This window comes from Alcanivorax sp. IL3, assembly GCF_047495465.1.
GTDB lineage: Bacteria > Pseudomonadota > Gammaproteobacteria > Pseudomonadales > Alcanivoracaceae > Alcanivorax > Alcanivorax jadensis.
Window position 1 is genome coordinate 453,628 of record NZ_CP179931.1, and the last position, 13,299, is coordinate 466,926.

A 13,299-nucleotide genomic window follows, 5' to 3' on the forward strand; every position below is an offset into this window, starting at 1 on the left:
ACAGCACCGGTATCACAACAAGGCCCCGCAATGCGGGGCCTTGTTGTATCTGGCGCGGTTATTTCTGACGGGAAGCTTCGATCCTTACCTCGTCAGTGCCGCTGAGGATCAGTTGCCCGTCTTCGCTGATATCGGCCTGGTTCACTCCTTCCAGGGCATCCAGAAACTGCTGCTCCAGTTTCATCAGCGGCTGTGGGCAGGCCATCATGGTGACGCCACCGGTCTTCACCGTGAAACTGTCATCCTCCAGCGTATAGCTGGCCATGTAATTGTTGCAGGCGGCTTTGCCAGCCAGTCGACCGGGTTCGTGGAAGTTAAGGGTAACCAGCGCGTCGCCCACGTCAGAACCATTGAGGTTATTAACTTGCCAGGCGCTGCCCTGAAGTTGCTCGCTGGTTACCATGGCAGTGGTCCCTTCCGGGTGACTACTGCAGGCGGCAAGAGCGATGGCGGCGCCTACCAGCAAGGATAGCTTTGGTGTTTGCATATCGGGTCCTTCTCGATGACGCGGTATTGGGTCGTCAATTAGTCCCCGACAGGGTGCAATAGTTTCCCTGGCATGGCTAACCCTGATCGCTGCCTGGGTTGACCGGCTCCAGGCGATTCAGGGGTTGGTCCGGTTTGGCGTAGCTCCAGCGTGCCTGGCGGTGGGTCAGGTGATAACTGTCCAGGCCTGACAGGGCCACCGTCCCGGCTTTCTCAATATCCACATAACCGTCACTGCCGAGGGCATAGCCGGGCAACTGGATATGTTCGATGGCGCCAATCACCATCACGGTGTCGTTGATCTGCAGGGTGTGGGTTTCCAGCAGCACCATGCCCAGGCGGATGCGTGCCTGCTCCACAAACGGTGCCGGGAAATCAGGCAGGTAAGCCGGCGTCAGACCGGTGGCCGTGAACTCGGACACCTCGCGCGGGTAGCGTGCGGCGGTCTGGTGGGCGGCAGGCACCATGTCGCCATGCACCTGGTTGAGCGTATAGAAGCCGGTTTCCATCAGGTACTCCAGGCTGTGCCGGTCCACGGAGTGGGGGCGAATGATCATGCCGATCAGGGCCGGGTCGGCGCCCAGATGGAAGCAGGAGCTGACAATGGACAGGTTCTCCTGGCCATTACTGGCGCGGGTGCCCAGCAGGTTTGCGCTCTTGAAGCCGGACAGGCTGTTGATCAGGTTGACCCGTTGTTGGCGTGGCAGGTCCTTGAGAGTATCGGCGGTCAGGTGCATGGTGTGCGTCCTCCTGGCGCCGTATTATCAGAAGCCGCCGTGAGTAAACCGTGGAGACCTCTTACCGGCTATGGCAAATCCTTTCGACCGTGAGCATATTGTTCAGCAGTGGCAGCCCCTCAACTGGGAAGCGTTTGATCCGCTCAGTGAATCCACCCGGCGCTACGTTGCCTACTATGGCCTGAATTTCGCAGAGCGCCTGCCGAATCTGGAGCATGGCTTCGGTTATTTCGAGGCTGCCGGTCACCAGCTGTCGGTGCATGCCTGGCGCCCTAGGGAGCCGCGCGGCACCGTGCTGGTCTGCCACGGCTACTTTGACCATGTGGGCCTGTACCGCCATATCATTGGTCATGTGCTGGAGCTGGGTTATGCGGTGCTGGCGTATGACCTGCCCGGCCATGGTCTCAGTTCTGGCCCCCAGGCGGTGATCGATGATTTTCGTACCTACCGGGATGTGCTCGAGCAATGTCTGGCGCTGGCGGATAACCACTTTCCCGGGCCTTGGCATGTAATCGCCCAGAGCACTGGCGGCGCCATCGTGATGGACTACCTGTTAAGTCGCGGTGACGGCGATGCCAACCCTTTTGAGCATGTGATCCTGCTGGCGCCACTGGTACGGCCGTTCAAGTGGTCGTCGGCGCGCTGGCTACATACGTTTATCCGTCCCTTTGCTCGCAGTATCAAACGGGTTTTCACCATCAACTCCAATGACCCGGATTTTCTGGATTTTCTTGAAAATCAGGATCCGCTGCAGGCGCGCCGGATGTCGGCAGTCTGGGTATCCGCGTTGAAAAAATGGCTGCCGGGTTTTGAGAAAGCATCACGAATAAAGATATCGCCGGTGGTGATACAGGGGGACATGGATGAAACCGTCGACTGGCGTTATAACTTGAAGGTAATTCAGGAAAAATTCCAGGATCCGCATATTCATATGCTGCCAGGAGCGCGCCATCAGCTGGTTAACGAGGATGAGGGGTTTCGCCGGAAAATTTTCGCGATTATCGATCAATATCTCGACTGATTATCGATTTTACGCTTTGTTACTTGAGCTGTGACGCAAATTTCCCGATGGTAGCGTCACATATTGGCAATATGCCTTTTGATTGTTGTTTCAAGGAGACAAAGCATGGATAAGAAACTGATTCTGGCGATGACCGCCGGTGCCGCAATGATGAGTCAGGTAGCAGTAGCCGACCTGAACGCGGGTATCAACGCTGCTGTTAACGCCGAAGCGGATGCCAAAGCCACCGAGCAGTCTGTTCGTGATCAGCGTGATGCAGGCAAAGCCAAAGCCGAACAAATGAAGGAAGAGGCCAAGGCTCGCAAGGAAGCTGCCAAAGAGAAGGCTGAAGCAAAGAAAGAAGAAGCCAAGGCCAAGAAAGAAGCCATGAAGGAAGAGGCTGAAGCCAAAAAAGAAGCAGCCAAAGAGCGTGCTGAAGCAGAGCGCGAAGCCGCAGAAGATCGCATGGAAGCAGAGCGTGAAGCTGCTGAAGACATGAAGGAAGCCGCCAAGGCCAACGCTGAAGCCGATGTTAATGCCAGTGCCGAAGTCAATGGCAACGGTGCCAAGGCTAACGCAAATGTGAATGCCAATGCCAAAGAGAACGCCAGCGAAAAAGCCTGGTTCAACTTCTGGGATTAAGTCATTCGCTTTGCGAAAAAAAGGGCCGCAATTTGCGGCCCTTTTTTATTGCTTGAAATACAGAATTCAATACTGATTGACGCTGCCGCTCTCGCCCACCAGCACCACGTCGGCAGGCCGTTTGGCAAACAGCCCATTGGTAACCACGCCGACAATATTATTGATTTTCTCTTCCATCTCGATGGGATTAAGAATATCCAGATTGTGCACGTCGAGAATGATGTTGCCGTTGTCGGTAACAAAGTCTTCCCGGTACTCTGGCTGACCACCCAGAGCGACCAGTTTACGAGCCACATGGGAGCGCGCCATGGGGATCACTTCCACCGGTAGCGGGAATTTCCCCAGCCGTTTTACTTGCTTGGACCCATCAACAATACAGATAAACTGTCGGGCCACAGCGGCGACAATTTTTTCGCGAGTCAGTGCGCCGCCACCGCCCTTGATCATTTCCCGATGGCCGTTTACTTCATCGGCGCCGTCCACATACACCGGCAAGCTGTCCACGTCGTTCAGTGACAACACCGGAATGCCGTGACTCTTGAGTCGTTCTGCGGTGGCGTCGGAGCTTGCCACGGCACCCTTGATGCGGTCTTTCAGGCTGGCCAGGCCGTCGATGAAGAAGTTGGCGGTGGAGCCGGTCCCCACGCCGATGACTTCGCCCTCGGGTACAAAGCGGAGCGCCGCCTCGGCGACCTGTTTTTTCAGCGCATCCTGGTCCATGAAATTGTCCTGTCGTGCGGGTAAAAGAAATGTGCGGGAATTATAGGGCAGGCGTGGCGATGACTCGACCCTGGAGAGTCCCGACCTATCGCATTTATCCCGGCCAGCCCCTAGACTAGACCCTTCTGCGCACCAAACACCAACCCGGAACTCCCCATGCTGGATAAATACGTCAAACGGATACTGCAATCCCGCGTCTACGACGTGGCGGTGGAAACCCCCATCCATGCGGCGCCGTTGATTTCCAAGCGTATTGGCAACCGCGTGTTGCTCAAGCGGGAAGACCTGCAGCCGGTGTTTTCCTTCAAGCTGCGCGGCGCCTATAACAAGCTTTGTCAGCTCAACGATGAGCAGCTTCAGCGCGGGGTGATCTGTGCCTCCGCCGGCAACCATGCTCAGGGGCTGGCGCTGGCAGCCAGTTCCATGGGTATCAAGGCTACCATCGTGATGCCGCGCACTACGCCGGACATCAAGGTGAACTCGGTGCGCAATCATGGTGGAAAGGCGGTGCTCTACGGCGACAGTTTCGATGAGGCTCTCGCTCATGCCCGCAAGCTGGAAGCGCGTGACAACCTGACCTTTGTGCACCCCTATGACGATCCGGATGTGATTGCCGGGCAGGGCACGGTCGGTATGGAAATCCTGCGTCAGCAAAGTCGCGACCTGGATGCCATCTTTATCCCTGTGGGCGGCGGGGGGCTGGCCGCCGGTGTGGCGGCCTATGTGAAATATGTGCGCCCGGATGTGAAAATCATCGCGGTAGAACCGGAAGATGCCGCCTGCCTGAAGGTGGCGCTTGAGAAAAATCGCCGTGCAATCCTGCCTGAGGTGGGGTTGTTTGCCGATGGCGTGGCGGTGAAACAGATTGGCAAGGAAACCTTCAAGATCCTGCGTCACCACGTGGATGAAGTGATTACCGCCACCACCGATGAAATCTGTGCGGCCATCAAGGATGCCTTCGAGGATACCCGGGCCATCTGCGAGCCCGCCGGCGCGTTGGCCCTGGCCGGTCTGAAGAACTGGGTAGCCAAACACCAGGTGGAAAACCAGACCCTGGTGGCGATTCAGAGTGGCGCCAATGTGAATTTCGACCGTCTGCGCCATGTGTCAGAGCGGGCGGAGCTGGGTGAACAGCGCGAGGCTATTCTGGCGGTGACCATTCCCGAACGCCCTGGTGCGTTTCGTGCTTTCTGCCAGGCCCTGGGTCGGCGTGGTATTACCGAGTTCAACTACCGTTACAGCGATGACCGGGATGCCAACATCTTTGTGGGCATCCAGCTGCGACCGGGCGGGGAAGCCCTTCAGGCCTTGATGGCAGACCTGGAGGAGCGTGGTTACCCAGTGGTGGATATGAGCGGCAACGAAATGGCCAAGTTGCACATCCGCCATATGGTAGGAGGGCATGCGCCACGCCAGGATATGCAGGAAAGGCTGTTCCGGGTGGAATTTCCCGAACGCCCCGGTGCCCTGATGAAGTTTCTCCAGTCCCTGGGAGAGAAGTGGAATATCAGCCTGTTCCATTACCGTAACCATGGCGCGGCCTATGGCCGGGTGTTGGTGGGCTTTCAGGTGGAGGCCGGGAAGTATTCCCGACTGCTTGCTGATCTCAAAAAGGTGCCTTATCCCATGGTCGAGGAAAGCGACAACCCGGCCTACCGCCTGTTTCTGGACTAATACTGAACTAAATAGCGGTGGTTCGGTCACTCCATGGCGACTTTGCTGGAAGGCCAGAATTGAAATAGTTGGCACAATCACTATTTGCGTTTAAAGCGGGTGTTTTTAGCCAGTTAATGAGCCTTTTTGTTAAGAAACGTCAGCAAAGCCGGCTAAGTGCTTGACTTTACATTGCGAAATGATCAAATTTTGACCCGGTTGGCATTTTACATTTTGTAATAGCTTTAAGGTGACACTCTTGTTACGACTTTCGGGTCGCTTTGAGTATTGCTGTACCGCTTTTTGGGGATAGAAAAATGAAGAAAAAGCCGGACGCCCTGGTGCTACTGGCTGTGATATTCGGCTTGGGCGTGCTGATCAGCAGCCTGACCTACGGCGGCAACGAAAACGATTACCAACGCTACGCAGATAGCGCCGGCGTTGTTGTCAGTCACATCCAGTAGTAACAGTCAGATCTACCGGTTGGTCCCACGGGGCTACCGGTAGCGTTCCCTCCGTAACCTTTTGAAAGTCATAACCCACCGCCACCAGTATGGGTCGCCTTGGCCTGCGCGCCAGCTCTGCCAGCGTGCGGTCGTAATACCCTCCCCCCATGCCTAGCCGATAGCCGCAGGCGTCAAACGCCACTGCAGGCAGCAGAATCACGTCCAGTGCCCACAACGCCCGACCCCGATAGTGGTGTGCCGGTTCGGCAATGCCGTAATGGTTGGGGTGCATGGGGTGGTGCCGCTGCCAGAGGCGAAACTGCAGGTGGCCACGGCGGATCGGGTCCAGGCGTGGCAGGTAGGTAGTGGCAAGCTGGAAGCGGTTGTGGTCGAGCCCGGGTAGCAGATCGAGCTCGCCGTCGTTGGCCAGATACAGCGCCAGATGGCGGGCCGGGCGATGGCCTAGTGCCTGATCCAGCTGAGCTCCGACACGGTGGCTGGCCCGGCGGCGCTGGCCAGGAGTCAGGGAGCGGCGTTGCTGTCGGAACTGGCGGCGCAGTTGCCGCCGCGTAGCTGCGGTCATGGGCTGGCCAATGCAGAAATAAAGGGTGCTTCCCGGTCCGCCGCTGCGGGTTTGACCCTTGAACCGCAGGTTCAAGGTGGAGGCAGCAACCCCACCTTCAGGCTTTCCGCTCAATAGGCGGACATGCACACAGGCAGGGCAATATTTGCCCCCGGGTATTACTTTATCGGCTCGGGGACATGACCCTCTGGCGAACGGGCCAGGAAGCACTCGGGTGCAGTATAACAGTGGTATCGGGGACAGGTCAGGACTTGACAGGGAAAGGATTTCGTTGGCCTTTACTCGGAGTCGCTGTAGGAGTTCCCTTCCAGGGGACGAACCACGCGTCAGCGTGGAAATCGCCCGCAGGGCGATCAGGGATGCCGGGGATCGACAGGTCTTTCCAGAAAGGAATGCGTGTTGGTCGGGGCTTTTCCTCGCCAAGGCTCGGTTCGCGCCTCAAGCCGCGCTCCTACAGGGGGGTAGAAACGTGGAGGGAAGAGACTACAGCTTGCGGCGGGCGTCTTCGAAGGCCTGGATTTCGTCTTCCAGGCGAGTGAGCAGGGTCTGGACGCGGGCTTCGCTTTCGGAGTCTTCGGACACCGCCTTGCGGGCGTTGAGCAATTCGTGGCTCATGTTCAGGGCGGTCATGATGGCAATGCGTTCCAGGCCGATCACATTGGCATCGCGGACTTCACGCAGTTGTTTGTCCAGATAGCGGGCGGCGGCGAGCAGGTTGTCCTGCTCACCGGCCGGGCAGGCGACGCGATACTCCTTGTCCAGTAGATGAATTACCAGGGAGTTTTCGTTAGACATGGCCGAGGGCACCGCATTGGCTGTGGATCAGTGTCAGGCAGGATGTCACGCTCAGGACTCCTGCTCCAGGGATTTCAGACGCGAAATAATGGCTTCGACCTTGTTGCGAGCCACATCGTTTTTTTTCAGCAGTTGGGCCCGTTCTTCCACCAGCTTGGCCTCGCGTTCATGCAAGGACTGGTTTTCCTGACGCAGGCGCGCACTGATGCGCAGCAGGTCATCGACGCGGGCTTCCAGTTGCCGTAGTTGTTGTTCCGTCGTCATGGCAAAATGTACGCTGTTCGCCTAAGGTGTGGACCTTTCTCGGCCCGGCGTTCCCGTAGAGCCTGTTTATTGGCCCTCACCCTGCCGGTATTTTCCGGCAATGGCATTCCCACCCGGATTACAGGTTGTTTCAACTATAGGTGTGGGGTTTGCAAGGGTCAACGAAATTCAATAGTGGTAGCCACTTAGCGCACATTATTCACGGGCTGCCTGAGAAGCTGTGCGGCGTCCGGACAGGAGCCGAGATAACCTTCCCATTCCCGCAAAACGGATAGAGTCATGTCCAACCCGATTGATTTTGAAGCCCTGGCCCAGGGCCTGGCTGCCGCCGGTGTGGCCCATTCCCCCAGTGAACTGCAAGGTGTCATGGCGGGGCTGCTGGCCACTGGCCATGGCGGTCACGATGAAGAAGTGATGGGCGTACTGGCGGCCCATACAGATATTGATGGTGGCTTTGACGGCGCTCTCTCGGTGGCACTGCTTTCATTGCGTGATCAGCTTCACGAAGGGTTCCAGGGTACCGGTCTCGATCTGGCGTTGTTGCTGCCCGGCGATGAAGAAGAGCTGGGCCTGCGTGTGGCGGCAGTGGCCCAGTGGTGCGAAGGCTTTCTGGTGGGGTTCGGTACCGGATCGGCCAACACCCATGACAAGGACCTGTCGCCGGGTATCCAGGAAGCCTTGTCCGACCTGGCAGCAATCAGTCAGGTGGCCACGCCGGACGATGACGGGGACGAGCAGGAAGATATGTTCGAGCAAGTGGCGGAGCATTGCCGGATGGCAGCACTGATGATTTACACTGAGCTGGTCATGCGCAACCAGGACAAGCCGGCACCAGCGCCGCAAACGCCACCTACCCGGCACTGAGAATCGCCGTTATCGCTGCCACTACCAAGGAGAGCTCTTGAGTATCAACCGTCAGGAATTCGATCGTCGCCGCCAGGAGCTGATGGGTATCATGGGGCCCAACAGCATTGCCATCCTGCCGGCTGCCCCGGAACGCACCCGTAATCGGGATGTGGAATACCCCTACCGGCAGAACAGCGATTTCTGGTACCTCACCGGTTTTGGCGAACCAGAAGCGATCATGGTGCTGCTGCCTGGCCGGGAGCACGGCGAGTATGTGCTGTTCTGCCGCGAACGCGATCGGGCCATGGAAATCTGGAACGGCTACCGGGCTGGGCCGGATGGTGCGGTGAGCGACTTCGATGCGGATGATGCTTTTCCCATCGGGGACATCGACGAGATCCTGCCGGGCCTGATCGAAGGCCGTGAACGGGTCTATTACGACTTGGGCCACGATGCGGAATTCGACCGTCGCCTGATGGGCTGGGTTAACAGTATCCGTGAGCGGGTCCGTTCCGGTGCCCAGCCGCCCGGAGAGTTCGTTGCCCTGGCCCACCATCTGCACGACATGCGCCTGTTCAAGAGCGCCGCTGAAATCAAGTTGATGCGCCGCGCTGCCAGCATTTCCGCAGGTGCCCATGTGCGCGCCATGCAGGCGGTCAAACCGGGCATGATGGAATACCAGCTGGAAGCGGAATACATCCACGAATTCATGCGCAACGGCTCACGCAGTCCCGCCTACCCGAGTATTGTCGGTGGCGGTGCCAATGGCTGCATCCTCCACTACATCGAAAACAGCCAGAAGCTGAAAAGCGGCGACCTGGTGCTAGTGGATGCCGGTTGCGAGCTGGAGAACTATGCCTCGGACATCACTCGTACCTTCCCGGTGAGCGGTACCTTCAGCAAACCGCAGCAAGCCTTGTACGAACTGGTGCTGGCCAGCCAGCATGCGGCTATTGAGGCTACCCATCCGGACAATCACTGGAATGTCCCCCACGAAAAAGTGGTGCATATCCTCACCCAGGGTCTGCTGGATCTGGGACTGCTCAAAGGTGAATTCAACGAGGTGGTGGAAACCGAAGCTTACCGCCGCTTCTTCATGCATCGCACCGGTCACTGGCTGGGGCTGGATGTGCATGATGTGGGCGACTACCGGGTGCAGGAACAGTGGCGGCAACTGGAGCCGGGCATGGCGCTGACCGTGGAGCCTGGGCTGTATGTGGCGCCGGACGACGACAGTGTGGACGAACAGTGGCGCGGCATCGGTATCCGCATTGAGGATGATGTGGTGGTGACCAAAGACGGCTGTGATGTGCTTAGCCATGAAGTGCCGAAGGAAGTAGCGGATATCGAAGCGGTGATGAAAAAAGCTGTTAACAGTTGATAGTGAATAGTTAACAGCGAAAACCGGTGCTAATACGCTCCTGCAGATACCCCTTATATGGTTTCGGGAAAACCTGGATGACGGAACAGAGGCAAGACCCCATTCTTATCGTCGGCGGTGGCATGGCCGGGGCGTTGCTGGCCTTGTTGTTGCGGCATCACGGTGCGTCGGCGGTGACGCTGGTGGAAAGCCATCCTCTGACCCTGCCCGATGAACCGCCGCTGACGCCCAGCTTCGATGCGCGCAGCACCGCGCTGTCCGCCGGCACCCTGTCGGTACTGGATGAGTTGGGATTGGCCGAGGCCATTCGTGAACATGCCGCCGCTATCGATACCGTGCACGTATCTCGCCGCTCGCGACTCGGCATCACCCGCCTGCGCGCCCGCGAAGAAGGGGTGCCGGCGCTGGGGGCGGTGGTGGAAAACCGCTGGCTGGGTTTTGTGTTGTTGCGGGCCCTGTATGCGGATGCCGCTATCCAGGTGCTGGCACCGGAACGGCTTAGCGCCATTCGCCGTCTGGCAGATGGCTATGAGGCTACCCTGGAATCCGGCCGCACCCTGACCACGCCGTTACTGATTGCCGCCGATGGTGCCGGGTCACGCACCCGGGAATGGATGGGAGTGAGCGCCCGGGACAGTGATACCGGCCACGATGCCATGATCGCCAATCTGTCACTGGCCAGTGACCACCAGGGCATTGCCTACGAGCGTTTTCTCAACGATGGGCCGTTGGCGTTGTTGCCACTGCCGGACCGTCGTTTTGCCCTGGTCTGGACTGGCCCCCGTGAGCAGGTGGATGCCTGGATGGCCATGGAAACCGGTGCTTTGCTGGCGCAGTTGCAGCAGCAATGCCCGGCAGAGGCGCCGCGGATTACCGGTATCGGCGAACGCCAGCGTTACCCGCTGGTGCTCACCCATGCCTGTGCCCAGGCGGTGCCCTACGGTGTGGTGGTGGGCAATGCTGCCCACACCCTGCACCCGGTGGCGGGGCAGGGCTTCAACCTGACCGTCCGCGATCTGCTTCAGCTGGCACGCACCGTGGGTGAGGCGTCGGCACCTGGGGCATTATCCCTGTTGCAGCAATACGTGCAGCGCCGGGAGCAGGACCAGGCCCTGATCAGCCAGGCGTCTCGCTGGGTGCCCGAAGTGTTCCGGGTCCAGCAACCGTTGTTTGCTCACAGCCGGCAGCTGGGGCTGGTCGCCATGGATATTCTGCCCGGCCTGCGGCAGGGGTTTGCCCGGCGGGCTATGGGGCTTTGAAAGGCCAGTTAACAGTTAATAGTGAATAGTTAACAGCGAAACCATGCTACGAAGCTGCTGTAGGCACGGAGCGTAGCGGCGTTCCTACATATCAACAGCGAGCATCGACCTTTGAAGAATGCGGCCATGACAGAACAGCCTGATTGCCAACACATCGTCATCGTCGGCGGTGGTATGACCGGGGGTTTGCTGGCGGTGTTGCTGGCGGAGCAGGGGCTGGATGTGACGGTGCTGGACGGGGCGCCCGCACCGGTGATGCCGTCGGGCCCGGCGCAGTTGCGGGTATCCACGCTCACCGAGGCCAGCTACTGGCTGCTGCAGAACAGCGGTGTCTGGGAGCATCTGGACATGAGTCGGGTGCAGCCCTACGACGCCATGCAGGTGTGGGATCAGGATGGCACCGGCGAAGTGCTGTTCCGCGCTGAAGAGGTGGGCGCGCCGTCCCTGGGCTGGCTATTGGAAAACGGTCACCTGGCGGCGGCGCTGTACCGGCGGGCGGCGGACTTTGCCAATCTGGACTGGCGTTGCAATGCAGCGGTGGATAGCGCCCGCCGTGAGCAGGGTGGCTGGCAGGTGCGCGCCGGAGACCAGTGCTGGCAGGCGGATCTGTTGGTGGGGGCCGATGGCGCCCGCTCCCGGGTGCGGGACTGGGCCGGCATCAGTGGCGGAGCCCGTGACAGTGGTCATCATGCCCTGGTGGCCACCATCGCCACGGCCTTGCCCCATGGTGCCTGCGCCCGTCAGGTGTTCATGGAATCCGGGCCGCTGGCGTTGCTGCCGCTTTACAGTGACCCGCAGCAGGGTGAGCAGCGGCAGTGTTCCATTGTCTGGTCCGGCTGGCCGCAGCGAATTGCGGGGCTGCGTGATCAGGCGCCGGCGGAGTTTGCCGCCGAACTGCAAGCGGCCGTTGGCGATGCGCTCGGCGACGTCACCTTGCTCAGCGAGCGGGCGGTCTTTCCCATTCAGGAGCGCCACGCCAGCAGTTATGTGGCGGCGGGCCTGGCGCTGGTGGGCGATGCTGCCCACGTGATTCATCCGTTGGCGGGGCAGGGGGTCAATCTGGGCCTGCTGGACGCCGCGGTGCTGGCGGAAGAGGTGGAGAGGGCGACTAGCAGTGGGCGCTCCTGTGCGGACAGCGCAGCGCTGGCCCGTTACCAGCGTCGCCGCCGCGGTGAGAACCTGATCATGCAGAATGCCATGCGCGGCTTTCAGCACTTGTTTGGCCAGCGCGCCCTGCCGGTGCGCTGGCTGCGCAACACTGGCATGCGCTGGGTCAATCAGGGCGGGCCGCTCAAGCGCCTGTTTGCCAGTCAGGCCATGGGCCGTGGTGCGGATTTACCGGCGCGCGCACGGCCGCAATCTCAGGGTCTCTAAGGCACGCAAATCAGGCTAGAGCTTGGCATGAAATCCTGCCATACTTGCGCCTCAATTAAGAATCATTCTTGTTTCCTTATGCATTTGATGGAGTCCTCTACTATGCGAGCCGTTGCGTTCCTGGCCGCCGCCGCTGTCATGCTTACCGGGCTGTGGGCTTGTTCCGAACCCGCCGCTGAAGAAGAACTGGTGGTCTATACCTCGCGGAATGACCATCTGATCAAGCCGGTATTCGATGCCTATACCGAATCCACCGGCGTGAAAATCCGCTATATAACCGACAACGCCGCCGCTCTGACCGCCCGTTTGCAGGCGGAAGGTGAGCGCTCTCCGGCGGATATGCTGATCACCGTGGACGCCGGCAACCTGTGGAATGCGGCGGACAAGGATCTGCTGCAACCGCTGGAATCCCCGGTGCTGGCGGCCAATGTGCCGGCGGAACTGACCGACCCGGAGAACCGCTGGTTCGGCCTGACCGTGCGGGCCCGCACCCTGGTCTATTCCACGGACCGGGTGGACCCGGCGGCGCTGTCCAGCTACGAAGCCCTGGCCGAGCCCGAGTGGAAAGGGCGTCTGTGCCTGCGCACCTCCAAGAAGGTCTACAACCAGTCCCTGGTGGCGACCATGATCCAGCGTCTGGGCGAAGAAAAGACCGAGGAAATCGTGCGTGGCTGGGTGGCGAATCTGGCCACCGACGTATTCTCCAACGACACTGCCCTGATGGAAGCCATCGTCGCCGGGCAATGTGATGTGGGCATAGTGAATACCTACTACTTCGGCCGCATGAAGCAGGACAATCCGCAGCTGCCCCTGTCCCTGTTCTGGGCCAACCAGCAAAGCAGCGGTGTGCACGTGAACATCTCCGGTGCCGGCATCACCCGCCATGCGCCGCACCCGCAAAAGGCCCGCGACCTGCTGGAATGGATGAGCCAACCGCAGGCCCAGAAATTGCTGGCCGACCGTAATATGGAATACCCGGTGAATGCCGCCGTGGAGCCCGCCGAAGAGGTGGCTTCCTGGGGTGAATTCACATCGGATGATCTGAACGTCAGTGTGGCCGGCGCCCTGCAGGTGGATGCCGTCAAACTGATGGATCGCGCCGGGTACCGCTAA

General features: G+C 59.5%; 15 protein-coding genes and 1 other RNA gene. 9 read left to right on the top strand and 7 right to left on the bottom strand.

Translation table 11 applies throughout. From position 1 onward, the window contains the following. Positions 1-58: 58 nt before the first annotated feature. Positions 59-487, bottom strand: a complete 429-nt coding sequence (locus ACMG4M_RS02195) for an META domain-containing protein (RefSeq protein WP_272962539.1) — start codon at positions 485-487, stop codon at positions 59-61. A 76-nt stretch (positions 488-563) separates the two neighbouring features. Next, positions 564-1,223 carry a flavin reductase family protein gene (locus ACMG4M_RS02200; RefSeq protein WP_035246073.1) on the bottom strand — a complete coding sequence of 220 codons (660 nt, stop codon included), beginning with the start codon at positions 1,221-1,223 and terminating at the stop codon, positions 564-566. A gap of 70 nt (positions 1,224-1,293) precedes the next feature. On the opposite strand from ACMG4M_RS02200, the gene ACMG4M_RS02205 reads away from it, so the two are divergent. Together ACMG4M_RS02205 and ACMG4M_RS02210 are read left to right on the top strand one after the other, a co-directional pair. After that, positions 1,294-2,244 carry an alpha/beta hydrolase gene (locus ACMG4M_RS02205; protein ID WP_414430653.1) on the top strand — a complete coding sequence of 317 codons (951 nt, stop codon included), beginning with the start codon at positions 1,294-1,296 and terminating at the stop codon, positions 2,242-2,244. Positions 2,245-2,349: 105 nt separating this feature from the next. Beyond that, positions 2,350-2,865 carry a hypothetical protein gene (locus ACMG4M_RS02210; RefSeq protein ID WP_035246075.1) on the top strand — a complete coding sequence of 172 codons (516 nt, stop codon included), beginning with the start codon at positions 2,350-2,352 and terminating at the stop codon, positions 2,863-2,865. A 66-nt stretch (positions 2,866-2,931) separates the two neighbouring features. Here ACMG4M_RS02210 and rpiA read toward each other — a convergent pair whose 3' ends face one another. Further along, complete coding sequence (rpiA, locus tag ACMG4M_RS02215) at positions 2,932-3,585, bottom strand: ribose-5-phosphate isomerase RpiA (protein ID WP_272962540.1); 654 nt, start codon at positions 3,583-3,585, stop codon at positions 2,932-2,934. Positions 3,586-3,741: 156 nt separating this feature from the next. Here rpiA and ilvA point away from each other — a divergent pair, with 156 nt between their 5' ends. Both ilvA and ACMG4M_RS02225 read left to right on the top strand, forming a co-directional pair. Further along, positions 3,742-5,259 carry a threonine ammonia-lyase, biosynthetic gene (gene ilvA, locus ACMG4M_RS02220; RefSeq protein ID WP_035246079.1) on the top strand — a complete coding sequence of 506 codons (1,518 nt, stop codon included), beginning with the start codon at positions 3,742-3,744 and terminating at the stop codon, positions 5,257-5,259. A 296-nt stretch (positions 5,260-5,555) separates the two neighbouring features. Continuing rightward, positions 5,556-5,702, top strand: coding sequence for a hypothetical protein (locus tag ACMG4M_RS02225; protein WP_156964847.1), 147 nt, complete (start codon positions 5,556-5,558; stop codon positions 5,700-5,702). On the opposite strand, the gene ACMG4M_RS02230 is transcribed toward ACMG4M_RS02225, so the two are convergent. The 4 genes from ACMG4M_RS02230 to ACMG4M_RS02245 form a co-directional block, all read right to left on the bottom strand. Continuing rightward, positions 5,686-6,267: a 5-formyltetrahydrofolate cyclo-ligase gene (locus ACMG4M_RS02230; RefSeq protein ID WP_272962541.1), complete on the bottom strand. Its 582-nt coding sequence runs from the start codon at positions 6,265-6,267 to the stop codon at positions 5,686-5,688. The genes ACMG4M_RS02225 and ACMG4M_RS02230 overlap by 17 nt on opposite strands. A gap of 25 nt (positions 6,268-6,292) precedes the next feature. After that, a non-coding RNA gene (gene ssrS, locus ACMG4M_RS02235) (6S RNA) lies at positions 6,293-6,476 on the bottom strand. 274 nt (positions 6,477-6,750) lie between these two features. Then, positions 6,751-7,062, bottom strand: coding sequence for a cell division protein ZapA (locus ACMG4M_RS02240; protein WP_414430654.1), 312 nt, complete (start codon positions 7,060-7,062; stop codon positions 6,751-6,753). Positions 7,063-7,113: 51 nt separating this feature from the next. After that, positions 7,114-7,326 carry a TIGR02449 family protein gene (locus ACMG4M_RS02245; RefSeq protein WP_035246082.1) on the bottom strand — a complete coding sequence of 71 codons (213 nt, stop codon included), beginning with the start codon at positions 7,324-7,326 and terminating at the stop codon, positions 7,114-7,116. A 279-nt stretch (positions 7,327-7,605) separates the two neighbouring features. Here ACMG4M_RS02245 and ACMG4M_RS02250 point away from each other — a divergent pair, with 279 nt between their 5' ends. From ACMG4M_RS02250 to ACMG4M_RS02270, 5 genes are all read left to right on the top strand, one after another. Next, on the top strand, positions 7,606-8,190 hold the full coding sequence (locus ACMG4M_RS02250) for a UPF0149 family protein (protein WP_272962542.1): 585 nt from the start codon (positions 7,606-7,608) through the stop codon (positions 8,188-8,190). A 37-nt stretch (positions 8,191-8,227) separates the two neighbouring features. Continuing rightward, positions 8,228-9,553 (top strand): Xaa-Pro aminopeptidase, encoded by a 1,326-nt coding sequence (pepP, locus tag ACMG4M_RS02255; RefSeq protein WP_035246087.1) that lies wholly within the window; start codon positions 8,228-8,230, stop codon positions 9,551-9,553. Between the two features lie 77 nt (positions 9,554-9,630). Next, positions 9,631-10,812 (top strand): FAD-dependent monooxygenase, encoded by a 1,182-nt coding sequence (locus ACMG4M_RS02260; RefSeq protein ID WP_414430655.1) that lies wholly within the window; start codon positions 9,631-9,633, stop codon positions 10,810-10,812. Between the two features lie 126 nt (positions 10,813-10,938). Continuing rightward, complete coding sequence (locus ACMG4M_RS02265; RefSeq protein ID WP_335626205.1) at positions 10,939-12,186, top strand: FAD-dependent monooxygenase; 1,248 nt, start codon at positions 10,939-10,941, stop codon at positions 12,184-12,186. Positions 12,187-12,288: 102 nt separating this feature from the next. Then, a complete protein-coding gene (locus ACMG4M_RS02270) occupies positions 12,289-13,299 on the top strand; it encodes an extracellular solute-binding protein (RefSeq protein WP_277672665.1) in 1,011 nt (336 codons plus the stop codon).